Source organism: Streptomyces sp. NRRL S-118 (assembly GCF_000716335.1).
Taxonomy (GTDB): Bacteria; Actinomycetota; Actinomycetes; order Streptomycetales; family Streptomycetaceae; genus Streptomyces.
This window is the reverse complement of record NZ_KL591019.1, coordinates 69,839-92,112: the sequence shown is the minus strand read 5'-3', so window position 1 is coordinate 92,112 and position 22,274 is coordinate 69,839. Positions and strand designations below refer to the sequence as shown.

Here is a 22,274-nt window from a genome sequence, read left to right as displayed (position 1 = left end):
GAGCGTCGCCAGCGTTCCGGGGGAGGGCAGCACCTTCACCCTCTACCTTCCGGCCGCCCGCACCGACTTCGCCGAACGCCCGGCCGCCCGGGCGGAAACCCGCACCACGGCCGCCGGCGCCCACGACACCGGTGCCACCGGGACGCCGGACGCCGGCCGCCGCCCCGCCGTACCGTCCCCTGCCGTGCCGAGACAGCAGCGGCGCCTGCTGGTCATCGAGGAGCGGCCCCGCGGTCTGCTCTCCCTCGTCGCCGAGAGCGCGGCCCAGGACCTCGCCGGGAACCGCGGTCTCGGCGACCGCGACAGCGCCGACGTCGAAGTGATCACCGCGGTCGGCGCACAGGAGGCGGCGGCCGCCCTCGCCGCCGAGGCGTTCCACTGCGTCGTACTCGAACTCGACATGGCGGGCGGCGAGGCGCTGCGGTTCCTGGACGCCGTCGACGGCGACCCCGCCCTCAGCGCCGTACCCGTCCTCGCCCACAACAACCGGCGGCTCGCGCCCGCCGACGAACGAGCCCTGCAGTCCCGGGCCGACGCGCGTCCGCTGGAACTCCTCTCCGGCCTCGACGAGCTGCGGGAACGCATCACGCTGCACCTGTCCGCCGAGCAGCCCGGCGATGTCCTGCCCCTGGTACGCCGCGACGGTACGGCCGAGCACCCGCCCCAGCCCGTGGACGGCCGGCTCGCTGGCCGCACCGTCCTGGTCGTGGACGACGACGCCCGCAACCTGTACGCCCTCAGCGGCATCCTGGAGATGCACGGCGTGCACGTCCTGCACGCGGCGAACGGACGCGAGGGCATCGAAGCCCTCGACCGGCACCCCGGCATCGACCTGATCCTGATGGACGTGATGATGCCCGAGATGGACGGATACGCGGCCACCGCGGAGATCCGCCGCATGCCCGCGCACGCCGGCCTGCCCATCATCGCCGTCACGGCCAAGGCGATGCCCGGCGATCAGGAGAAGAGCCTCGCCGCCGGGGCCAGCGACTACGTCACCAAGCCGGTGGACGCAGACGACCTCGTCGCCCGGGTGCGGCACTGGCTCAGCCGGGCGAGCCGATGACGGACCGCGATCCGCTCCCGGTCCCGCCCGGCACGCCCGCCGACGAGAGGCCCCCAGCGCCATGACCACGTCCGAGTACACCGAAACGCCCGCCGGGGACGCCGGCCCGCCGCTGCCGTCCAGCCGGCCGGCGGAGGGCGGCGCGCCCGGGGACCGGCAGCACACCGAGGCCATCGGCCGGCTCGCCGCCACGGTGGAACGGTTGCGCCGCGAGGTCCGGGCCGCCCAGGCCGCGGCCGACGGGCGCGCACTCGTCGAACTGGCCAAGGGCATGCTCGTCGAACGGCTGCGGTGCGCCCCGGCGGAGGCGGCGCGCCAGCTGCAGACGCTGGCGGACCAGGCCGGGGTGTCGCAGCTGGAGCTGGCCGCGGACGTCATCAACCAGGCGGCCCGTGACCGGTTCGCCGAGATCGCCGCCGAGTTCGTCCGGCGCACCGGGACCGGATCACCGCCGGACGCCCCGGCCGAGTCACCGGACCCCGCCGGCGACCCCGGCACGCGGTCCGTCGCCGTGCGCCTGCGGACCGCCGAGTCCGCGGCCCTGGCGGCGGACGACACCCAGGCAGTGGCGGAATCCCTCCTGGAGCACGCCCTGCTGCCGCTCGGCGCCCACGCGGTCGCCGTGTGGCTCGCCGGCTCGGACGCCTCACTCACCCTGGCGGGTCACGCCGGGTTCGCCCCGGGGGAGGCGCAGCGCTGGCGGTACGTGCCGCCCGGCGTCACCACGGTGGCCCGGCGCGCCCTGACCGAACGCCGGACCATCGCGATCCGGTCCCTGGCGCGGGACGGCATCCCCTCCATCGGCCGCCTCGAGCACCCCGACAGCGGCCGGACGGCCGTCCCCGCGGGCACCGGGGGGCGCATCCATGGCGTCCTGGAGATCTGCTGGCCGCACCCGCTGGAAGCCCAGCCGCCGCAGGTCGCCCGGCAGTTCGAGGCCCTCGCCGAGCTGTGCGCCCGCACCCTGGAGGGGGAACCGCACACCGCGGGGGAGCGGTCCCCGGCCGTCGCGGCGCCGCTCCCGTACGTCACCGAACTGGTGGAACTGGCCGAGGGCCTGTACGACTCCGCGCTGGTCCTGCTGCCGCACCTCGACGCCGAGGGCCGGCTCACCGACTTCCGGATCCACCACACCAACAGCCGGTTCGTCGACCCGACGGGACGGCCCCGCAGCGCCGTCAACGGTGCCCTGTTCCTCGAGGCGTACCCGATGGCCGCCGGCGCCGGGGACCTGTTCGACCAGGTCCAGCGCGTGTACGCGACCGGCGAAGCGTTCCGCGCCGAGCGGATGACCCTGACCACGCTGGTCGAGCAGGTCCCGCTCACCACCGTCGCCGACGTCAGCATCACACGCCATGGCTCCGGCGTCCTGCTCATCTGGCGCGTGGAGGACGAAACCGCCCGCCTGGCGAGCCTGTTGCAGCACGCCCAGCGCCTCGGCCGCATCGGAGGGTTCGAGGAGAACGTCCGCAGCGGCGAGATCGTGTGGAACCGCCAGCTGTACGAGCTGCGCGGCCTGCCGCCCACCGCGGCCCCCGTCCCGCTGGAGGACCTCCCGGCGCACGCCCACCCCGACGACGCCGTCGCCATCGGGCGGTTCCTGCGCACCGTCCTGCACCAGCGGCGCCGCGCCTCGGTCGCCTTCCGGTTGCAGCGCTCCGACAAGGTCACCCGCCACATCCGGGTGGTGGCCGAGCCGGTGCTCGGGGACGACGGCCGGCTGCTCTCCGTCCGCGGCGCCTACCAGGACATCTCCTCCCAGCACTGGACGGAGGTGGCGCTGGCCGCCACGCGCGACCGGCTCGCCCACAGCGAGCAGCAGGCGGAGGAGCGCAACCGGCTCGCCCTCCAGCTCCAGCACGCCATCATGCCGCCCACCCGGGCGCCGCTCGCCGTGCCCGGCCTGGACGTCGCCGTCCGCTACCGGCCGGCGGAGTCGGACTCCCTGGTCGGCGGCGACTGGTACGACGCGGTCGTCCTGCCCTCCAAGGACGTCCTGCTGTGCGTCGGTGACGTCGCGGGACACGGCATCGAGGCCGCGACCAGCATGGTGGTCCTGCGCAACGCCCTGCGCGGCCTGGCGGTCACCGGGGCGGGCCCCGCCCAACTGCTGTCCTGGCTCAACATCGTGGCCCACCACCTGACGGAGCAGGTCACCGCCACCGTGGTGTGCGGCATCTACCACCCGGAGACCCGTGCGCTGCGGTGGGCCCGGGCCGGGCACCTGCCGCCCGTACTGGTACGCGGCGGCGAGGCGCGGACGCTGCCCCTCGTGGGCGGCATGCTCCTCGGCGCCCTCGCCGACGCCGACTACACGGAGGGCGAGGTGCAGCTCGACGAGGGCGACGTCCTGCTGATGTACACCGACGGCCTGATCGAGCGGAAGGACCTGTCCGTCCAGGACGCCCTCGCGCACCTGGTGAACACGGCACGCACCCACGCCCCGTCACTCGAGCACCGCCTCGACAGCCTCCTCACGCACAGCAGGTCGGACACCGACGACGACACCTGCATCATCGGGATGCGGGTGAGGTGAGCGGCCCCCGCCCTCAGCGGGCGGGACGCCCGGCGACCTGCACCGTCCGGTAGCGCGACGGGGAGATGCCGTACCGGTCGGTGAAGGCCTGGCGCAGCGCCTCGGCCGAGCCGAACCCGCAGCGGACGGCCACGCTCGCGACCGGGAGCGTCGTCGTCACCAGCAGGTGGGCGGCCGCCTCGCAGCGGGCCCTGCGGACGTACTTCCCCGGTGTCCGGCCCAGGTGCTCCCGGAACAGGCGGGTGAGATGGCGCGGGGTGACCCCCGCGCGGGCGGCCAGCGCGACCGTGGTCAGATCACCGTCGGGATGCCCGGCGATGTGCTCCACGAGCCGGCGCACCAGGTCGTTCGCGGGCGCGGGGGCGGCGACGAACATGCTCATCTGCGCCTGGTTGCCCGGGCGCTGGAGGTAGACGACCAGGTTCCTCGCCACCTCGCGGGACAGCTCCTCACCGTGGTCCTCCGCTATCAGGGCCAGCGTCAGGTCCAGAGCGCTGGTGACGCCCGCGGCGGTGTAGACGTTCCCCTCGCGGATCCAGATGGGATCGGGATCGACGGTGACTTCCCCGTGGCGGGCGGCGAGCCGGTGCGCGTACCGCCAGTGCGTGGTGGCCCGGCGGCCGTCCAGCAGTCCGGCCGCCGCCAGCACGCTCGCACCGGTGCACACCGAGGCCACCCGGCGGCTGTCCCGGGCCAGGCGCCGGACGTGCGCGACGAGGCGTGGGTCGGCGGCGGCCCGCTCGTGTCCCAGACCGCCGGAGACCAGCAGGGTGTCGACCGGGCCGGTGACACGTTCGAGGGACCGCTGGCCCTGCAGCGTCAGCCCCGAGCCGCAGACCACCGGCGCACCACCGGGGCTGGCCAGGCACACCCGGTAGGGAACGCCGGGGCGGCCGATCCCGTTCGCCATGGCCAGGGACGTCGTCACGCACGCGATGTCGAGCAGCTCCGCGGCCTCGTAGCCGACGACGACGACCAACCGTTCCTCCACGCCCACGACCCTAGGGGGAAAGGACCCGCACCCCAAGGTTCGTGACATGAGCCGCGCTCCCCGGCGACGTGCCCGCCCGTCCGGCGAACAGTGGGAGGACGCCATGACGGCCATCACAGGGGGAGGCACCTCATGCTCGAGACCACACCGGACCGCGACACGCCCACGCGGGGCCGGCAGGAGCCCGGGGGCGCGTCCCCGGGGCTGTTCGCCGCCGTGCTGCACCGCTGGCCCACGCTGCTCGCCCTCGTGGTGGTGGCCGCCACGTTCGGCGACGGCCTTCCCCCTCTGGAGCGCCTGGCGTGGCTGCTGGCGATCATGCCCGTCTGCTATCTGGTCTTCGGGTTCGCCCGGGGCGAGTTCAAGGGCCGGGGAGTGCTCGCCGTCCAGGTCGCCGGGCTGGCCGGCTTCGGCGCCCTGGCGCTGGCCGCCCTGGTGTCCGACGGCACTCTCGCCCGCTATGTGCTCGCCGCGGGCTGGCTGGGGCACGCCGTGTGGGACTTCGCGCACTACCGGAGCCGGAAGGTCGTTCCCCGGGGCTGGTCGGAGTGGTGCTGCGTCGTCGACCTCCTCGGCGCCGTCGCGCTCGTCGTCCTGGCTCACTGACCCCGTGCCGCCGGGGCGACGGTCCTCCGTCGTGCGGGTGCGCAATCCCCCTCGGGGCCCCGCCGACGCGGATCCGGACAAGGGGGGAGTGCACCGGGCCGGACGGGGTAAGGGGGAAACGACGTGGCCGGTGTGCCTTCCGTCGACGGGGCAGGAGTACATGACCACCGAGATGACAACAGAGAAACGTCCCCCCGCCAGCCCGCTGGGGCCGCTCCCGCCGCTCCGCAAGGCCGCGGAGTACACGGGGGAGCCGGGCTGCATCGCGGCTGCCCGGGCCTTCGCCGACGGCTTCCTCCAGCAGCTCGCCGCCGAATGGCTGGCCGTGCTGCCCGCCCGTACGGAACAGGACGTACGGCTGGTCGTGAGTGAACTGGTGACCAACGCCGACCGGCACAGCGACGGGCCGTACGTGCTCGAACTCGAAGGCTGCGCCCGATGGCTGGCCGTCACCGTGTACGACGGCAACGCCGTCGGGCCGCTGCTGTACGCACGGGACCCCGCTCGTGTCGGCGGACACGGCATGGAGATCGTCCATGCCCTCTGCCACCGGGTCACGGTCGAGAGCGTCCCGGTCGGCAAGCGGATCCGGGCCGAGTTCCTGCTGGACGAAGGGGCGGACGCTTCCTAGGCGTCCCCGGCCCCGGCCTCACTCCCGGCGGCGTCCGTCCGGCCGTGCCAGTCCAGGCACAGCACGAGCGCGTCGTCCGTCGTGTCCGCGCCCCGGTGTGCGGCCAGCTCGCGGAGCACCGCGCCGGGCACGGCCGCCGCCGGCAGCAGACCGGTGGACTGGACGGCCCGCACCAGCGCCCGCTCGCCGTACGCCTCGCCGCGCGGCGAGGCCGCCCGGTAGACACCGTCGCTGACCACGAGCAGCCGGTCGCCAGGGCGGATGTCCACCGTCTGCGGGCGGTAGTCCGACTCCTCGAACATGCCCAGCGGCAGCTGCGCGTCGAGGTGGACGCGCTCCACGGAGCGTCCGCGCCGCCGCCACAGCTGCGGCGAGCCGGCGTCCACCGCCAGCGTCCGGCCGGTCGCCAGGTCGAAGTGCATCAGCAGCGTGGAGACGTAGAGGGCCCCGTGGTGCTGGGCGTACACGGCCTGGTCCGCCAGCGCCGCCTGGTCGGCGATGCCGATACCGGCCCGGCGCGCGTTGCGCAGGGCGTTGACAGCGAGGTTGGTCAGCAGCGACGCCTTGATCCCCTCGCTCATGCCGTTGGTGACCGCGAGGGTGAGGCCGGTGTCGTCCGAGGACCAGTCGAAGTTGTCGCCGTGGACCGCGTACGCCGGTTCCAGCTGGGCCCCGATCTCGAACTCGCGCTGCGCACACGCCCGGCCCGGCAGCAGCTGCCACTGCATCTCGGCCGCGAGCGTCAGGCGATTGACCCGCCGTGCCCGCTGGTAGAGGTCGGTGTCGCGCTCGGCGACCAGAATCTCGTGCCCCAGCAGGGCGGCGACATGGGCCAGCTCCGCCACCGCCTCGGGCGTCGACCGGTCCTGCGGGAGCCGTACGGTCAGGACGCCGAGCCGTTCGCCGCGCACGGTGACCGGAAGGTGGTGGGCCACCTGCCCGTCGCGGGGCGCGTCGGCCCGGGGCTCCTGGCTGCCGAAGGCGCGCCCCTCCGCGCTGTCGTGCAGGGGGAGGGCCAGCGTCGTGTCGCCGGCCGCGTCCACGGGCTGCAGGACGGTGAGGCCGTAGTCGGCGAGGAGCAGCTCGACGCCGGTCGCGCCGAACACCGTGACGATCCTGTCCCGCGCGGTGTCGACCAGGGCGTGCGGAGCTGCCGCGCGCAGGGATCTTTCGAACTCCAGCATCGAGGTCACGGTGAGGTGGAGCCTTCCTATGAGAGTTGTGTGACGATCATGAAGGTGTGGGGGACGGTCGTGGTACCCGGCGCCGCCCGGGCTGACAAACGGCGCCGCCGGGTGACAGAGTGGATCGGTGCCCCGCTTCACCAGTCCGTCGCGCCGCCATGAGCAAGTGGCGGCGGACGTCTGCGCGGCCGCCGAACTCCTCGAGGTGGTGCTGGGACGAGGCCAGGAGTCGGTGCCCTCCGGACCGGTCTCGCCGTCCCAGCTACGGGCCCTGCTGGTTCTCGAACGGCGCGACGGTACTAACCTGCGCACCCTGAGCGACGCACTGCACTCCCGCAGCTCCTCGGTGTCCCGGCTGTGCGACCGTCTGGAGGCGATGGGCCTGGTCACCCGCGAACCCAGCGCCACCAGCCGCCGTGAGGTCGAGCTGCGGCTGAGCAGGCAGGGTCACGCCGTGCTCGCCGAACTGCGCGCGGCCCGGGCGCGGGAGGTGCTGGCCGTCCTCGCCCACATGGAACCCGCAGCGGTCGGCGCGCTCGCCGAAGGGCTGATCGCCTTCCGCGCGGCGGCACGGCAGGTGGAGACGCTGGGCGAGGAGGACGCGCCGGACGGTCCCTCCGCGGCCGAAAGCGCCTAGCTTCATCTCCGGGCCCGCTTTCTCGGCGATACGCCTCCCCAGCGCAGGCGTTGCGATACGACGAGGCACAGACTGTTGTCATAGGGAGAATGTTGTCAAACGGCAACAGTCGCTTCTATCGTTGGCTTGTGCACACTCCCCATCCTGCCGAGCCCATCCTGCAGATCACCGAACGGACGGAGGCCGGCGCACGCGTCGTCGTGCTCTCCGGGGAAGCGGATCTGGACACCGTCCAGCCCTTGCGTGTCGTGCTCCAGGACGCCGCCGCACACGCGGACCCGCTCGTACTGGACCTCTCCGAGGTCTCCTTCGCGGACTCCACGATGATCAACGTCCTCCTGCTGGCCCACGGGGAGCTCGGAGTCCGGTTGCGGCTCGCCTCCCCGTCCGAGTTCGTACGCCGCCTCTTCGCGCTGACCGGGCTGGAAGGCGTGCTGCCCGTCTACGCCGGCGTGGCGCAGGCCGTCGGGGCCGACCCCGTAGGGCCCTGACCTGCCGAGCCGCCGTCGCATCCGCGCGCACACGGCTCGGCACATTCGTAAGATCCGATGCATGCATGGCGCAGTGCCGGGTATGCGCGGCCCAACGAGCCCCGAGCGGACAGGACGGGGCTTGCCGATGAAAGGGAGGGACGAGACATGACGGCGAGGGCGCTTGACCGGTCCGGTGTGGAGCAGGAAGTCGCTCAGTTGCCGGAGGTGCCCGCCCCTCGGAGTGTGGCGCCCCAGGACGCGCGGGCGATGTCGAAGGTCTTCTTCGACCGGCTCGCCGAGCTGGAGGAAGGCACGCACGAGTACCAGGACGTGCGGAACACGCTCATCGAGATGAACATGTCGCTCGTCCGGTACGCCGCAGGCCGGTTCCGCAGCCGCGGGGCGGACGAGATGGAGGACATCGTCCAGGTCGGCATGATCGGCCTCATCAAGGCCATCGACCGCTTCGAGATCTCCCGCGAGGTGGAGTTCACCACGTTCGCGGTTCCGTACATCGTCGGCGAGATCAAGCGCTTCTTCCGCGACACCTCCTGGGCGGTCCACGTCCCGCGGCGTCTGCAGGAGGCACGTGTCGAACTGGCCCGCGCCACCGAGGAGCTGCGCACGCGCCTGGGCCGCACCCCCACGGTCAAGGAGCTGGCGGAGCTGATGAGCCTCTCCGAGGAGGAGGTCATCGAGGCCCGTCTCGCGTCGAACGCGTACCGGTCCAGCTCCCTCGACGCCGCCATCAACAGCGACAGCGAGGACGGCGAAGCGGCGCTGGCCAACTTCATCGGTGCGGAGGACCCGGCGCTCGAGCTCGTCGAGGACTTCCAGACGCTCGCGCCGATGATCGCCGAACTCGACGAGCGCGACCGGCGCATCATCCACCTCCGCTTCGTGGAGGAGCTGACCCAGTCGCAGATCGGCGAACGCCTCGGCTGCTCGCAGATGCATGTCTCCCGGCTGCTCTCCCGGGCGCTGAAGAAGCTGCGTGAGGGGATGCTCAGCACGCGCTGACCCCCGCGCCATGACGGCCGAAAACATGTGCCCCGGCCCCGGCGGTGCAATGGCCCTGGAAAGACGATTCCGAGGGCTGTGCAGGCCGCCCGGGGTCGGGCAGGCTGAGCCTCATGGATCTGGCTGAACACGCCGACGCTCGTCTGGCTCAATGGTCGGTGCTCACCCGGGGCAGTGCATGCTGCGAGCGCCCCGCGCCCGGTCTGTGCGCGGGTGGCAGGGAGATAGTGCGCTTCCCGGGCGGCAACACCGCTCAGGTGCATCTCACGACCGCCATGATCGAGCGGCTCCGCCCCGCGCTGCGGACGTCGACCGCGGTGAACCTGGGCCCGGCCCCCACGGGCTGGGTGGCCGTCAGGCTCGAGACGGGCTCGGACATCGATCTCCTCGCCACACTCGTCAGCGCGGCGCTCCTCGCCGCGGAACGCGCCGCCGACTGAACGCCGTTCGCTCCTGCCGACGCCGTCCCGCTCACCGCGGGACGGCTTTTCGGCGTGTCGTCGCCGGTGCGCCGTCGCATCGCCCTCACGCCGGGGCACGCGGTGGGTGCCGGTGGAGGCTGGTGGAGGCAGGGTGGGCGGCTGGTGGAGGCCGGTGGGTGGCTGGTGAGTGGCCGGTGGAGTGGCCGGTGGCGGCCTGGGGTGGCTGACGGTGTCGACCTCTCGTGCCGCCGCTGGACAGCGGCTTCCCCCGCCCACGCCGACGGGCGAGGGCGGCCCGCGGTGCACGCCGGCCGTGGACGCGCGCTCCCGGCCCGGCCTGCTGGAACGGCCCTCCCGGACCGGGGAGCCGCCGGCCTCAGTGCTCCTCCGCGGGGAGCGGCGCGAGGTGCCACGGCGCCGGCCCGGTGCCGCGCGTCCAGGCGTCGAGGCCGTGCCCGTCCATGCAGAGGATGCCGCACTGTTCGGCGTACTGGAGGGCGGGCTCGGTGAACTCGCTCGTGGTGACCACGGCGGCCACATGGGCGCCGTGCACGGCGAAGCACGTCCCGCCGAAGCGCTGGAGGTCCTGGGAGCCCACCTTGTGGTCGGGTGCGTAGGCCTTGCACTGGACGACGACACGCCGCCCGTCCGGCGTGGTCGCCAGGACGTCCGCGCCCAGGTCTCCGGCGCCGCCGACGACCTCGACCTCCAGGCAGCCGTCCCGTACGCACAGTTCCGCCACGGCCTTCTCGAAGGCGGCCGGGTCCATGGCCGTGTAGTCGAGTGCCGCGTACGGGGGGGCCTCCGGGTCCGCGACCGCTTCCGCGGCCGCCGGCAGGAGGGGCCCGGCCGTCCCGGCACGGCGGCGCAGACCGAAACGCACCAGAGCGGCCACCACCGCCAGCGTTCCCGCCAGGGCCAGCGCGGCGGCAGGGACGTCGGCCGTGTCCCTGACGGCCGCCCGTGCGGTCATCCCGGTACCGCAGAGCAGGATCGCCACCAGTCCGAACCCCAGCACGGTGTCGCGCAGGCTGAAACGCGGGCGCCGGGGGGACGGGCCCGCCGGGTGGTCGGGGCCCACGGGACGGTCGGGGCGCGGCCTGCGGGCGGATATCGCCATGGGTGGATCCTCTCCCTCACGGGCTACGGACGATCTTGTGTCAGCCCGTATGCCCCGTTCACCGGCTGCGGCACTTCAGGCGTGCGGGGCCGGATCGGGGGCATGCGAGCGGCATCACGGGGGCTGTTGTGGAAGAGAGGGTGGTTGACGTGCGCAGTGTGGGTGTCGAGGAGGAGCTGCTCCTGGTGGACAGCCGGACCGGGGAACCCCGCGCCCTGTCGGCGGCGGTCCTCGCGGCGGCGTCCCGGGACCCGCAGGGCGCCGGGGAGGTCTTCGAGAGCGAACTGCAGCGCCAGCAGCTGGAGTTCGCCACGAGGCCGCAGACGGACATGGGCGACCTGGAGGACGAGATCCGGCGGTGGCGGGCGGAGGCGGCGCGACACGCCGAGGAGCTGGACGCGTCCGTCGCGGCCCTCGGGACGTCGCCCCTGGAGGTGAGCCCCACCATCGGGAGCGGCGAACGCCACCAGTGGCTCAAGGAGCACTTCGGGCTCACCGCCCAGGAGCAGCTGACGTGCGGCTGTCACGTCCATGTCTCGGTGGAGTCGGACGAGGAGGGCGTGGCGGTGCTGGACCGCATCAGGCCCTGGCTGCCGGTCCTGCTGGCGATGAGTACGAACTCGCCGTTCTGGCAGGGCGAGGACAGCGGCTACAGCAGCTACCGCAACCGGGTATGGGGCCGCTGGCCGTCGGCGGGACCGGTGGAGGTGTTCGGCTCCGCCGACCGGTACCACGAGCAGGTGGCGGACATGGTGGCGAGCGGGGTGCTCAGGGACGAGGGGATGGTCTACTTCGACGCCCGGCTGTCCCACTCGTACCCCACGGTCGAGATCCGGGTCGCCGACGTGTGCCTGGACCCGTCCACCACCGTGCTGCTGGCCACGCTGATCAGGGGCCTGGTGGAGACGGCCGCCAGGCAATGGCGCGACGGCGAGCCCCCCGCGCGGCACGGGGTGGCGCTGCTGCGGCTGGCAGCGTGGCGCGCCGCCCGGTCGGGGCTGGAGGACCAGCTCATCCACCCCGTCACGATGCGGCCGGCCCCGGCCGAGGCCGTGGTGCGCGCCCTCTTCGACCACGTGCGCGACGCCTTGGAGGACACCGGTGACGTGATGCCCGCCCAGGAGACGCTGGCCGGTCTGCTCAAGTCGGGGACCGGCGCCCGCGTCCAGCGGGAGCTGCTGTGCAACACCGGCAGCCTGCACGACGTGGTCACCGAGTGCGTGCGCCGCACGCTCGGCTGACGCGGGCGATCGCGCGGGGGTTCAGCATCTGACGTGCTGACGCGCGGGCGTGCTGACGTGCTGACGTGCGGGCGTGCTGACGTGCTGACGTGCTGACGTGCTGACGTGCTGACGTCAGTACGTAAGGCATTGACGGGGCGTTTCCGCATCGCTGATGATCATCGGACCAGGGCGGCCACCCGTGGTGCCCCGGCGCCGTGGCGCGTTCCGGCTTGGGAGGCGGGACGACGGCGCGGGCACCTCGGGGGCCGACCCGTCGTACCCGGCCGGTTCGCCCACCGGACCGGTCCTCCGGAAGGATGGCATCAGCGTGCCGCACACCCCGCGTTCAGAAGCCCCTGCCCCCGCCCCCGCCCCCGCCCCTGCTCCTGTGCCCGTCCCTGCCTCCGGCCGGTGGACCGTGGCCGTGCTCGGGCCCGGCGGCGTGGGCGGCCTGCTGGCCGCGCTGCTCTCCCGTGCCGGACACCGGGTGATCTGCGTGGCGGGCCAGGAGACCGCGCACGTGCTGCGGCGGAACGGCCTCCAGGTGCGCAGCCGCCACTTCGGCGACTTCACCGCCGTTGTGGAGGCCGACACCGAGCTGCGCGAGCCCGCCGACCTGTGCGTCGTCGCGGTCAAGGCGACCGCGCTCGATGCGGCGGCGGAGCGCGTTGCGCCCGAGCGGCTCGGCGACGCGCGGGTCCTCCCGCTGCTGAACGGCATCGAGCACCCGGACGTCCTGCGGGCACGCTACGGCGCACAGCAGGTCGTGCCGGGCGTGATCCGTGTGGAGTCCACCCGGACCGCTCCCGGGGTCATCGAGCACGGCAGTCCGTTCGTCGAGATCGACCTGGCCGGGACAGGGCAGGACCTCGGGCCGCTGGCCAAGATGCTCACGGACGCCGGTGCACGGACCACGGTCGGGGGCGACGAGACCGCCGTCCTCTGGGCCAAACTGGCCTTCCTCGCCCCCTTCGCTCTGCTCACCACCCGCTACGGGCTGACCATCGGCGAGACGCGGACCGGGCGCAGGGAGGAACTGGTCCGCCTCGTCGAGGAGGCCGCCGCCGTCAGCCGGGCCTGCGGGGTGCCGGCCGACGCGGCCGGGATCCTCGCCCGCTACGACTCCTTCCCGGCCGCCACCAAGTCGTCCATGCAACGCGACGCCGAGGCCGGGCGCCCGCTGGAGCTCGACGCCATCGGCGGGGCACTCCTGCGCAGCGCCGAGCGGCACGGTGTGGAGGTGCCGCTCGCCGGGCGGCTCGTCGCGGAGCTGGCGGGCGGCTGAGCACTCCGCTCACGGTGTGGCGCCGCTGCCGTGCGGTGCGTACAGGTCGAGGAGCCGGACACGGGCCGCTTGGAGCCGGGTGGCGAGCACGCGGCCCACCCAGTGCCCGATCGAGAAGCCGAACGCCGGGTCGGCCTCCATCATCGTGCGCACCGCCACCGCGTCGAACTCGTTCGTCCGCAGGGGTGTCATGGCCTCCGCACCGAGCTGCCAGGTGTACGGGGGGAAGAGCCACGACCACCCGACCAGCTCGCCGTGATCCAGGGTGTCGATCGCCACGGCCCGCCCGCCCGGCACCTGGATGTCGAGGGTGACGGTGCCTGAGCGGACGATCCAGAAGCGATCGGCCCGGGCCCCCTCGTCGAACAGACGATCACCCTCGGTGAAGTTCATCTCGCGGGCGAGGCCCATCAGCCGTTCGCGGTGCTCCGCCGGAAGGGCGGCGGTCATCCGGATGGGAGAAAGAGTGCTCATGGCGGCCTCCGGTGTGAGCTCCTCTCCCAGTCTCACCGCACGGCCGTCCGTGTACCAGTAGAGCCGTCGTCCCCTTCGAGGAGGGAGGCCCGCGACGTGAGCGGGCCCGGCCCCCGGCGCGCTTCCCCCGTGCGCGTCCCGGGTGCGTGCCAACGGCGCGGGCGTGACGGAGCGCGCGGTGCCGCCACGGCCCCCTGAGGCGTGTGGGCCTGCGAAACCCGAGGGGCTGCGCGGGCCCCCGAGGTGCGTGGGGCTGCGGGGACGCGAGGTGCCGTGAGGCTCGTGGAACCGGTGGGGCTGCGGGGACGTGAGGCTCGTGGAACCGGTGGGGCTGCGGGGACGCGAGGTGCCGCGGTGACCCGCAGCGCCCGCGGTGCGCAGGCTTCGCCGGCCGAAACCGCCCCGCGACGCAGGGCGTTCGCCCGGCGTACGCCGGGCAGTCATGGAACGTCCGCCGGGCGATCCCCCGCGCACGCTGTCCTTGGGGCGCCCCTCGCCACCTTCAGACGCAGAGGTCCACACACCCCATGGCAGAACTCAACCGTCGCCGCTTCCTCCAACTCGCCGGTGGTACGGCCGCCCTCACCATGCTGTCGGACAGCATCGCCCGGGCCGCCGCCATCCCCGCCCAGGGTGGTACCGGAACCATCCAGGACGTCGAGCACATCGTCGTGCTGATGCAGGAGAATCGTTCCTTCGACCACTACTTCGGAGCGATGAAGGGCGTACGGGGATTCGGCGACCCGCGCCCCGTCACGCTCCCGAGCGGCAAGCCGGTCTGGCACCAGGCGGACGGCACCAACAAGGTGACGCTGCCGTTCCGCCCCGCGGGCGAGGACCTCGGCATGGAATTCCTGCAGGGGCTCAACCACGACTGGGCCGGTGGCCAGAAGGCGTTCAACAAGGGCAGGTACGACCAGTGGGTGCCCGCGAAGACGGCCACCACCATGGCGTACCTCACGCGGGACGACATCCCCTTCCACTACGCGCTCGCCGACTCCTTCACCGTCTGCGACGCGTACCACTGCTCCTTCATCGGCTCCACGGACCCGAACCGCTACTACATGTGGACCGGACACACCGGCAACGACGGCACGGGTGGCGGCCCCGTCCTCAACAACGCCGAGGCCGGGTACGGCTGGACCACCTACCCCGAGCGCCTGGAGGCGGCCGGGATCTCCTGGAAGATCTACCAGGACATCGGTGACGGCCTCGACGCCGCCGGCCACTGGGGCTGGATCGACGACGCCTACCGCGGCAACTACGGCGACAACTCCCTGCTCTACTTCAACGCCTACCGCAACGCCCAGCCCGGCAACCCCCTGTACGACAAGGCCCGCACCGGCACCGACGCCAGGAAGGGCGACGGCTTCTTCGACGTGCTCCGCGCCGACGTCCAGGCCGGCCGCCTGCCCCGGGTCTCCTGGATCGCCGCACCGGAGGCCTTCTCGGAGCACTCCAACTGGCCGTCCAACTACGGCGCCTGGTACATCGCCCAGGTTCTCGACGCGCTGACCTCGAACCCGGACGTGTGGGCCCGTACGGCCCTGTTCATCACGTACGACGAGAACGACGGCTTCTTCGACCACATCGTGCCGCCGTACGTGCCGTCCGGCACCGCGCAGGGCCTGTCCACGACCCCCACGACGCTCGACTACTTCCCCGGCAGGACCGGCTACGTGGCGGGGCCCTACGGGCTCGGGCCCCGTGTCCCCATGATCGTCGTCTCGCCCTGGAGCACCGGCGGCTACACCTGCTCGGAGACCTTCGACCACACCTCGATCATCCGGTTCATGGAGCGCCGCTTCGGTGTGAAGGAACCCAACATCTCGCCCTGGCGGCGTGCCGTCTGCGGCGATCTGACCTCCGCGTTCGACTTCGCGCGGACCCAGACGGCGCCCGCGGACCTGCCGCCCACCGACGGGTACTACCCGCCCGACCGCGAGCGCCACCCCGACTTCCGGCCCACCGCCCCGGCCGTCGGCACCATGCCCCGGCAGGAGCCCGGCGGCAAGCCCACCCGCCCGCTGAAGTACGCCCCGTACGTCGACGGCCTCGCCGACACCGGCGCCGGCACGTACCGGCTCACCTTCAGCGGCGGCCCGGCGGCCGGCGCCCACTTCTACGTCACCGCGGCGAACCGCACCGACGCGCCCTGGACGTACACCGCCGAGGCCGGCAAGTCGATCTCCGACACCTGGAACACGCGGTACTCCAAGGGCGTCACGGACCTCACCGTCCACGGACCCAACGGCTTCCTGCGCCGCTTCCGCAACCCCGGCAGGACCGCCGGTCCCGAGGTCACCGCGCGCCACAACGCCACCACCGGAAACCTCGACCTGACGTGCACGCACACCGGCAGTGGCGACGCGCAGCTCACCGTCACCAACGCCTACGCGGGCGGCCCGCGGACCTTCACGGTCCCCAAGGGCGCCACCGTCACCCTCACCGTCGACCTGCGGGCGTGCCGCAACTGGTACGACGTGACGGTCACCTCGTCCACGCCCGACTTCCTGCGCCGTTTCGCCGGCCACGTCGAGACCGGCGCCCCCGGCCTGTCCGACCCGGGAATCCTCACCACCTGACCGGGCCCGGGCTCGTCCGCACCGGCGCCCGCGCCCTGTCCGGCCTCGGCGGGCCCGCGCGGGGTCAGGCGCCCGCGTGGACCAGGCAGGCCCAGAGGCTGGGGGTGGCCGGGTAGTCGGCGCGGACCTCACGGACGGCGGTGTGCAGGGCCTCGGCCGTGCTCGTGACCCGCAGGCCGCCGTCCCCGGTGTGCAGGGAGCCGTAGACGGTGCGGGCGATCCGCGCCCCGACCGCGTCGTCCACGGGCCACAGCGCACCGATGACGTGCGGGAAGCCCGCCATCTGGAAGGCGCTGACGATGCTCACCGACTCGTCCGCGAGCGTGGGGCCGGTCCGCAGGGTGTCGCAGGCGGACAAGTAGGCCAGCCGGGCGTCCGGCAGCCGCAGCCGGGCCACGTCGCGGACGGTCAGGGGCCGCTCGGCATGGTCGTGCAGGACCAGCCGGTTGCCCGACGGGCGCAGCGGATCCCCCATGGCGTGGCAGGCGAAGTGCACGTACGCGTGCTCCCGCAACCGCGCCCCGACCGCCTCCCCGGTGGCCCGGTGATCACTGAGCATCCGGGCCCCGGGCAGCGCCCCGGCGAGCCACTCGGCCTCGCGGCGGGCTTCCGGGAGCCGGGGCAGCCCCTCGGGGTCGGGCACGGCGACGATCAGCAGGCCGGTGTCCTCCGGGGCGGGCGCGGCCACGCGGGCGCGGGCGTGGCGCAGGGCCCGCAGGGTGGGAACGTACGAGGACACCACCAGGTCCAGCGCGCCGGGCGACCCGTCATCGGGCGCGGCGGCGTGCAGCGGCAGCGCGCCGAGCGAGCTTCCGGCGGACCACCACAGCCGCGGCCGGGCGGCGCCGGGCGCGGGTGGCCGGTGGAGCCCGAGGTGTCGCAGGACGGGCCCGGTGACCGCCGACCACAGCCACGCCAGCACGTCCCGTACGACCGCCTGAGCGCGCAGCGCCTGCCGGTGCGTGCAGTCCGGCGCACCCAGGAGGGCGAGGGCGTCCTGGAAGACCGCGTTCCGCTCCGCGGCGGCCTCCGGGGTCGCTCGGTGCAGGGGCACGGCTTCGATGGCACTTATCGTGATCACCAGGGCGCAACTGCCGTACGCGGACACGGCGATGAGGACCACGGGACCGGCCTCGGCGCCCGCCCGCAGCTCCGACACGTCCCACTCCCGCACGGGGCGGAAGAGCCGCAGCTCCGGGTGGCGTGAGCGGATCTCCTCCAGCAACTCCTGCCACGCGGTGGCGGCGCGGCGCCGGAACTCCGCACCCGCCGGCCCGGGCCCCGTGTGGCCCGCGAGCTCCGGCCCGGGCCCGGCGCCCTCCGAGGCGTCCGGTCGCGGTCCGGCGTCCCCCGAGGCGTCCGGTCGCGGTCCGGCGTCCCCCGAGGCGTCCGGTCGCGGTCCGGCGTCCCCCGAGGCGTCCGGTCGCGGTCCGGCGTCCCCCGAGCCGCGTGCCCCCGGTCCGGCCGGGGCCGCCCCTGCCGAGCCGTCCTCAGGTGTGAAGTCCTCGCCGCTCGACATCGCGTCGAGGTCCTCCCGCAGTGCCTCGAAGCGGTCGGCGAGTTCGGGCGCCGCCGCCCGCAGCCGGGTCAGATCGCTGTCGGCATCGAAGGCCTGCGCCAGCAGCACCCCGCGCGCCTGCTCCAGCAGCCGCACCGCGAGCCCCGGGTCACCGCACCGGTGGGCGCAGGCCGCGGCCTCGGCGCCCAGTCCGACCGCCCGGCCGAGCCGGAACTCCTGGTCGTCCCGCAGGAGCCGGCGCGGTGCCAGGGACGGCAGCAGGTCCACCGCGAGGGTGAATCCCTCCAGGGCCAGGTCGAAGCGGCCCTGGTCCGCCCATGCCCGGCCCCACTCCCGCGCCGCGTCCAGCCGTTCGGGCGCCGGGCACTGCTCCTCACGTGCCGCCACGTCGAACGCCTCCGCCGCCGCCGCGAGATCGGCCGGGTCGCGCGTGCGCTCGTGGCGGGCGCGCAGCGCGGCACCGAGACGTATCAGCCGCCGCGTCCGTGCCGGGTGCCCGGGCGGGGTGGCGTCCGCCGCCGCCCGGAGGAGACCTGTCACCTCCGCGAGGCCGGACGCCGGCCTCAGGCCGGTCAGGCCCTGCGCCCGCACTCCCGCGAGGACCGACGCGCAGGAGGCCCAGTCCGGTGACCCCTCGGGCAGCGCGGCAAGGGCCGCCTCCGCCAGGCGCCGCGCCTCCCGGAGGTCCTTGCGGCGACCCGGCTGCTCGGCACGCCGGACCAGCGCGATCGCCAGATTGAGCCGGCGCCGGGGCAGCAGGCTGTCGCCGGGCGGCGTCAGCTCCAGGGCGGAGCGCAGATACGCCACCGCATCCTCGGTCCCGGCGGCCCCGGCCCGGTCCGGGTTCCGGTCCGCGTACTGGAGCAGCGTCCCCCCGGTGGCGCCGAGGACCGCGGCACGGGCGGCGGGTGCCAGGCCGGGCAGCTCGGCGGCCCTGTGCCTGCTGCCGAGAGCCTCGCGCAGATCGGAGCTGTCACCGGTGAGGTGGTAGCGGGCGGTCAGCGCGCCGCCCAGGTTGAGCAGCCGCGCGCCGAGCATGTCGTGGCCGGCGGGTGTGGCCTCCACCGCCTCCCGCAGGGCGCGTACCGCTTCCTCCAGTTCCTCGGCCCGCCCGGTGCGCCCGTACCGGACGTGCAGCACACGCCCGAGGTTGTCCAGCGCGACAGCGCGCTCGGGATGCCCCACGGGCAGCACGGCGACGGCCGTGCGCAGCAGCCGGACCGCCTCCTCCGCGTCCGCGGCGACACCGTCCCGCTCGTACCGCGCCTGGAGCGCGAGCGCGGGGTTGACCAGGCGGCCGGCCGTCCGCCGCGTGACCCGCGGTGTGTCCGCCAGGACCTCCCGCAGGTGCACGAGAGCCGCGTCCAGTTCCTCCGGTCTGCCGGTCCGCGCCGCACGCATGCGCAGGGCGCTCCCCTGCGTGTTGAGGACTCCGGTCCGCTCCGCCGGGTCCGGCCAGGCTTCCGCGGCCGCCCGCGTCAGGACGCCCGCGGCCTCCTCCAGGTCCTGCGGCGCGCCCGTGTGCTGGTAGCGCTGGAGGAGGGCGCTGCCCAGGTTCCCGTACCCGGGCCCCGGTCCCCTGGGATCCCGGGGCGCCGCCCTGCGGAACAGGTCGACCACCTCGTCGTGGTCCTCGAGCGTCCCGCCCTCCCGCAACAGGCGCAGCCGCAGTGCGTACCCGAGCGAGCTGAGGTACCCGCCGTACCGGGGATGCCCCTCACCCGCCTGCTCCACCGCGTCCCGGGCGATGCCGATCGCCTCCTGGAGGTCCTCGGGGTCGCCCCCCTCCTCGAAGCGCTCGCACAGCAGCAGGCCGAGGTTGCCGAGCGTCGCGAGGCGGTCCGCGCCGGCCGGAGTGCGCTTCAGCGCGTGGTGGGTGAAGGTCACGGCCAGGTCCAGGGCGTGCCGGTCACCCAGCGTGCGGGCGGCGGCGGCGAGGAGGCCGGCCAGGTCGGAGGCGCGCGTGGGGTACGCGGGGTCGTCCGGCCGGGTCGCCATGAACGCCAGGGCCCCGGCGGCGGTGCCCGTGGTCAGCAGTTCCCGCGGCTCCTTCCCCGACGCCGTGAGCCGGGCGGCCAGTTCGTGCGCACCACGCAGGAAGGGGGAGGCACCGGCACCGGCCGGATCGACCCGTCCGGTCGCGATCGTGGCGGCCACGCAGAGCGCCGACCACTCCGGCGGCCCGTCCGCCTCGACGGTCTCCGGCCGGACGTCCGCCGCGTACCGGTCGGCCAGCGGTTCCGGTACGGAGGCGGGGTCCGCGGCCCACACCGGGAGCAGCAGCATCCCGGCCGCGGCCCCCTCCTCACCGCCCCGTCCCTCGCCGAGCGCCCCGGCACGGCACCAGTAGAGCCACCCGGCGGCGTGCCGCGCCTCCAGGTCCGTCCGCAGGTCGGTACTGCTCAGCAGCCCGCGCAGCGCGCCGTCCGCCTCCGGCGCGAACAGGGCGTCGGCGTCCTGGTGTTCGGTGGCCCGCACGAGCCGCTCCCGGACCGCGCCGAGCCACCCGTCACGGTCACCGCCCGGCCCTCCGGGCCGCTGTCCCGAGCTCCCCGTCCCCGTCACCCTCCCCATCCTCCTCGATCGTGTGTCCCGTCGTGCGCAGGTGCGACAGACTTGCGCTCATGGCAGAACCGGAGGCGCAGCGAGCGCAAGCAGCCGAGCAGGCCCGGCGGACGGTGCAGGACGGACAGGCCGGGCAGGCCGGGCAGGGCGGACAGGGCGGGCAGGGGAGCGGTCCGGGGGCCGGACCGGCGGGACAGGGTGAGGAACTCGCCGCGTACACCGCGGCCTTGTGCCTCCTGCTCACCGAGCGGGACGGATCCGTGACCGCGGTCCCCGAGGTGCGCGCCGCCGTGGAGCACACCCGGTCCCTGCTGACGGTGGGCGGCGGCGGGACGGTACTCCTGGCCGCCTTCCGCGCGTTGGACGAGGAGCTGCGCAGAGCGGGCGACGCCCGCGGTCTGGGAGGCCGCTCCCGCGGTGCCGCGACGACCCCGCCCGGCATCCGCCGGGTGATCAAGGTGGCGCGCTGCCCGGGTGCGGTGCCCTGTGCCCGGCGCGAACCGGCGCCGGACCTCCGGCCGGCCCCGCGGTGCGCGGTCAACGGAGTCCGCATGCGCCGGGAACAGCTCCGCCGCGACGCATGAACGCCCTCCTGACGACCCTCGGCGGCAAGCTCACCGAGCGCTGGCTGAACCAACTCATCCTGCCCGGCGCGCTGTTCCTCGGCGTCGCCGCGGCCGGCGCCGCCCTCGGCCACGCCCACTGGCACGACCTGGACCGGCTGCGCGCGGGCATGGACGCCCTGGCCGGCCGCCCGGCCGCCGACCGGCCCGGCACGGCCGCGCTGCTCGTGGCGGTCGCCCTGCTGCTCTCCTCGGCGGCCACGCTGGCCGCGCAGTTCACGGGAGTCGCGATCGAACGGTTCTGGTTGCGGGACGCGGCCGATCCCGTCTCCCGCGCGTCGGTGCGCCGCCGGCGGGCGCGCTGGCGCAGGGCGGAGGACGAGCGCGTCGAGGCGATCAGGGACGTCCGGGTGCCGGACGCGGAGATCGAGCGCCGCTACCGGGTCCGCGACCGCATCGCCCCGGTGGCGCCCACCCGGCCCACCTGGTGCGGCGACCGCATGCAGGCCGCGGCCGAACGCGTCGACGCCGCCTACGGCCTGGACCTCGCGGCCCTCTGGCCGCGCCTGTGGCTGGTGCTGCCGGAACCCGCGCAGCGGCAGCTCGAATCGTCCCGCGCCTCCTTCACCGCCGCGGCGCGCCTCGCGGCGTGGGCGGTGGGGTACGCCGTCCTCGCCGTGTGGTGGTGGCCCGCGGCGGCGGTCGCGGTCGCCACCGGCCTGGTCGCCCGGTCGCGCGGTCGCGAGGCCGTCGACGCGCTGGCCGGTCTGATCGAGGCCGCCGCGGACGTCCACGGCCGCGACCTCGCGCGCCTGACCGGCATGGACGAGGCCCCCGGGCCGTTGCGGCAGGAAACGGGTGAGCGCATGTCGCAGCTGTTCCGCAAGGGCGACTAGGGCGCGTATCGAGTCGTGATCAACGTGGTGCCCGAGTCGTCCCCGTTCAGTCCTGCCTCTCGAATCCCGCCAGCAGTCCACGGGGGTCGAAGGTCACCCGGATCCGGGTGACCTTCCCGTCCTCCACATGCATCCAGTTCGCCGTCGCTGTAGGCGGCGCAACGCGTGAGTGCAGGTCGAACCAGGTGATCACTTCATCGCCTTCCGTCACCCGCACTTTGACGTCGATCTTCTCCAGAACCTGACCGAGCCCCTTCAATCCAGCGAGCGCCTCCTCAACCCCCGACGCCGTTCCCAGCGCTCCGACGAAGTCGACATCCTCGGCCAGCAACCCCCGCAAGGCTTCGAAGTCACCCTCCTCCCAGGCGGTGAAGTAGGTCTCGGCAAGCTCTCGCGCAGTCTTCGTCGTGTTCATGCCTCCATCCTCCAACCAGCCCAATCCATCCGTCCAACAGATAGATGAGATAGCGTCTATCAT

At 74.0% G+C, this 22,274-nt stretch carries 19 protein-coding genes; 13 read left to right on the top strand and 6 right to left on the bottom strand.

The genetic code is table 11. From position 1 onward, the window contains the following. Nucleotides 1–1,066, top strand: a 1,066-nt coding sequence (locus IH00_RS0127075; RefSeq protein WP_031078069.1) for a response regulator, incomplete at its 5' end; no start/stop codon positions are given. A gap of 61 nt (nt 1,067–1,127) precedes the next feature. After that, on the top strand, nt 1,128–3,602 hold the full coding sequence (locus IH00_RS0127070) for a SpoIIE family protein phosphatase (protein WP_031078067.1): 2,475 nt from the start codon (nt 1,128–1,130) through the stop codon (nt 3,600–3,602). Between the two features lie 13 nt (nt 3,603–3,615). On the opposite strand, the gene IH00_RS0127065 is transcribed toward IH00_RS0127070, so the two are convergent. Further along, complete coding sequence (locus IH00_RS0127065; protein WP_234334974.1) at nt 3,616–4,593, bottom strand: GlxA family transcriptional regulator; 978 nt, start codon at nt 4,591–4,593, stop codon at nt 3,616–3,618. Nucleotides 4,594–4,725: 132 nt separating this feature from the next. On the opposite strand from IH00_RS0127065, the gene IH00_RS0127060 reads away from it, so the two are divergent. Next, nucleotides 4,726–5,199: a hypothetical protein gene (locus IH00_RS0127060; protein ID WP_031078063.1), complete on the top strand. Its 474-nt coding sequence runs from the start codon at nt 4,726–4,728 to the stop codon at nt 5,197–5,199. A 172-nt stretch (nt 5,200–5,371) separates the two neighbouring features. Continuing rightward, complete coding sequence (locus IH00_RS0127055) at nt 5,372–5,830, top strand: ATP-binding protein (RefSeq protein ID WP_039947474.1); 459 nt, start codon at nt 5,372–5,374, stop codon at nt 5,828–5,830. Here IH00_RS0127055 and IH00_RS0127050 read toward each other — a convergent pair. After that, nucleotides 5,827–7,014: a PP2C family protein-serine/threonine phosphatase gene (locus tag IH00_RS0127050; RefSeq protein WP_031078059.1), complete on the bottom strand. Its 1,188-nt coding sequence runs from the start codon at nt 7,012–7,014 to the stop codon at nt 5,827–5,829. The two genes, IH00_RS0127055 and IH00_RS0127050, sit on opposite strands and share 4 nt — an antisense overlap. Nucleotides 7,015–7,141: 127 nt before the next feature. Here IH00_RS0127050 and IH00_RS0127045 point away from each other — a divergent pair, with 127 nt between their 5' ends. The 4 genes from IH00_RS0127045 to IH00_RS0127030 all read left to right on the top strand — a co-directional run bounded on the left by IH00_RS0127045 (nt 7,142) and on the right by IH00_RS0127030 (nt 9,584). Beyond that, nucleotides 7,142–7,651, top strand: coding sequence for a MarR family winged helix-turn-helix transcriptional regulator (locus IH00_RS0127045; protein ID WP_052411671.1), 510 nt, complete (start codon nt 7,142–7,144; stop codon nt 7,649–7,651). Nucleotides 7,652–7,779: 128 nt separating this feature from the next. Beyond that, nucleotides 7,780–8,142: an STAS domain-containing protein gene (locus IH00_RS0127040; RefSeq protein WP_031078055.1), complete on the top strand. Its 363-nt coding sequence runs from the start codon at nt 7,780–7,782 to the stop codon at nt 8,140–8,142. 147 nt (nt 8,143–8,289) lie between these two features. Continuing rightward, on the top strand, nt 8,290–9,144 hold the full coding sequence (locus IH00_RS0127035) for an RNA polymerase sigma factor SigF (RefSeq protein ID WP_031078054.1): 855 nt from the start codon (nt 8,290–8,292) through the stop codon (nt 9,142–9,144). Between the two features lie 113 nt (nt 9,145–9,257). After that, nucleotides 9,258–9,584: a luciferase domain-containing protein gene (locus tag IH00_RS0127030; protein WP_031078052.1), complete on the top strand. Its 327-nt coding sequence runs from the start codon at nt 9,258–9,260 to the stop codon at nt 9,582–9,584. A 358-nt stretch (nt 9,585–9,942) separates the two neighbouring features. On the opposite strand, the gene IH00_RS0127025 is transcribed toward IH00_RS0127030, so the two are convergent. After that, entirely contained in the window at nt 9,943–10,686 is a 744-nt protein-coding gene (locus IH00_RS0127025) for a restriction endonuclease (protein ID WP_031078049.1), read from the bottom strand. Between the two features lie 149 nt (nt 10,687–10,835). Between IH00_RS0127025 and IH00_RS0127020 the strand changes: the two genes are divergently transcribed. Together IH00_RS0127020 and IH00_RS0127015 are read left to right on the top strand one after the other, a co-directional pair. Continuing rightward, nucleotides 10,836–11,927 carry a glutamate--cysteine ligase 2 gene (locus IH00_RS0127020; RefSeq protein WP_031078047.1) on the top strand — a complete coding sequence of 364 codons (1,092 nt, stop codon included), beginning with the start codon at nt 10,836–10,838 and terminating at the stop codon, nt 11,925–11,927. 370 nt (nt 11,928–12,297) lie between these two features. Beyond that, complete coding sequence (locus IH00_RS0127015) at nt 12,298–13,194, top strand: ketopantoate reductase family protein (RefSeq protein ID WP_031078044.1); 897 nt, start codon at nt 12,298–12,300, stop codon at nt 13,192–13,194. A gap of 9 nt (nt 13,195–13,203) precedes the next feature. On the opposite strand, the gene IH00_RS0127010 is transcribed toward IH00_RS0127015, so the two are convergent. Further along, on the bottom strand, nt 13,204–13,668 hold the full coding sequence (locus IH00_RS0127010) for a Crp/Fnr family transcriptional regulator (protein WP_031078042.1): 465 nt from the start codon (nt 13,666–13,668) through the stop codon (nt 13,204–13,206). Between the two features lie 527 nt (nt 13,669–14,195). Between IH00_RS0127010 and IH00_RS0127005 the strand changes: the two genes are divergently transcribed. Continuing rightward, a complete protein-coding gene (locus IH00_RS0127005) occupies nt 14,196–16,253 on the top strand; it encodes a phosphocholine-specific phospholipase C (protein WP_031078040.1) in 2,058 nt (685 codons plus the stop codon). A gap of 64 nt (nt 16,254–16,317) precedes the next feature. On the opposite strand, the gene IH00_RS44320 is transcribed toward IH00_RS0127005, so the two are convergent. Next, the gene (locus IH00_RS44320; protein WP_039947459.1) at nt 16,318–20,250 is read right to left on the bottom strand and encodes a CHAT domain-containing protein; all 3,933 of its coding nucleotides are present in this window, start codon (nt 20,248–20,250) and stop codon (nt 16,318–16,320) included. 146 nt (nt 20,251–20,396) lie between these two features. On the opposite strand from IH00_RS44320, the gene IH00_RS0126995 reads away from it, so the two are divergent. Then, a complete protein-coding gene (locus IH00_RS0126995) occupies nt 20,397–20,921 on the top strand; it encodes a hypothetical protein (RefSeq protein ID WP_158827945.1) in 525 nt (174 codons plus the stop codon). Then, nucleotides 20,918–21,796 (top strand): hypothetical protein, encoded by an 879-nt coding sequence (locus IH00_RS0126990; protein WP_031078033.1) that lies wholly within the window; start codon nt 20,918–20,920, stop codon nt 21,794–21,796. Before IH00_RS0126995 ends, IH00_RS0126990 begins: the two co-directional genes overlap by 4 nt. A 46-nt stretch (nt 21,797–21,842) precedes the next feature. On the opposite strand, the gene IH00_RS0126985 is transcribed toward IH00_RS0126990, so the two are convergent. After that, complete coding sequence (locus IH00_RS0126985) at nt 21,843–22,211, bottom strand: nuclear transport factor 2 family protein (RefSeq protein WP_031078031.1); 369 nt, start codon at nt 22,209–22,211, stop codon at nt 21,843–21,845. Nucleotides 22,212–22,274 lie beyond the last annotated feature (63 nt).

Excerpts from the sequence above, each read along its gene's own strand:
- IH00_RS0127025 (WP_031078049.1), bottom strand. The coding sequence starts at position 10,686 with ATGGCGATATCCGCCCGCAGGCCGCGCCCCGACCGTCCCGTGGGCCCC.
- IH00_RS0127060 (WP_031078063.1), top strand. The coding sequence starts at position 4,726 with ATGCTCGAGACCACACCGGACCGCGACACGCCCACGCGGGGCCGGCAG.
- IH00_RS0127030 (WP_031078052.1), top strand. The coding sequence starts at position 9,258 with ATGGATCTGGCTGAACACGCCGACGCTCGTCTGGCTCAATGGTCGGTG.
- IH00_RS0126985 (WP_031078031.1), bottom strand. The coding sequence starts at position 22,211 with ATGAACACGACGAAGACTGCGCGAGAGCTTGCCGAGACCTACTTCACC.
- IH00_RS0126990 (WP_031078033.1), top strand. The coding sequence starts at position 20,918 with ATGAACGCCCTCCTGACGACCCTCGGCGGCAAGCTCACCGAGCGCTGG.
- IH00_RS0127035 (WP_031078054.1), top strand. The coding sequence starts at position 8,290 with ATGACGGCGAGGGCGCTTGACCGGTCCGGTGTGGAGCAGGAAGTCGCT.
- IH00_RS0127050 (WP_031078059.1), bottom strand. The coding sequence starts at position 7,014 with ATGCTGGAGTTCGAAAGATCCCTGCGCGCGGCAGCTCCGCACGCCCTG.
- IH00_RS0127055 (WP_039947474.1), top strand. The coding sequence starts at position 5,372 with ATGACAACAGAGAAACGTCCCCCCGCCAGCCCGCTGGGGCCGCTCCCG.
- IH00_RS0127070 (WP_031078067.1), top strand. The coding sequence starts at position 1,128 with ATGACCACGTCCGAGTACACCGAAACGCCCGCCGGGGACGCCGGCCCG.
- IH00_RS0126995 (WP_158827945.1), top strand. The coding sequence starts at position 20,397 with ATGGCAGAACCGGAGGCGCAGCGAGCGCAAGCAGCCGAGCAGGCCCGG.
- IH00_RS0127010 (WP_031078042.1), bottom strand. The coding sequence starts at position 13,668 with ATGAGCACTCTTTCTCCCATCCGGATGACCGCCGCCCTTCCGGCGGAG.
- IH00_RS0127005 (WP_031078040.1), top strand. The coding sequence starts at position 14,196 with ATGGCAGAACTCAACCGTCGCCGCTTCCTCCAACTCGCCGGTGGTACG.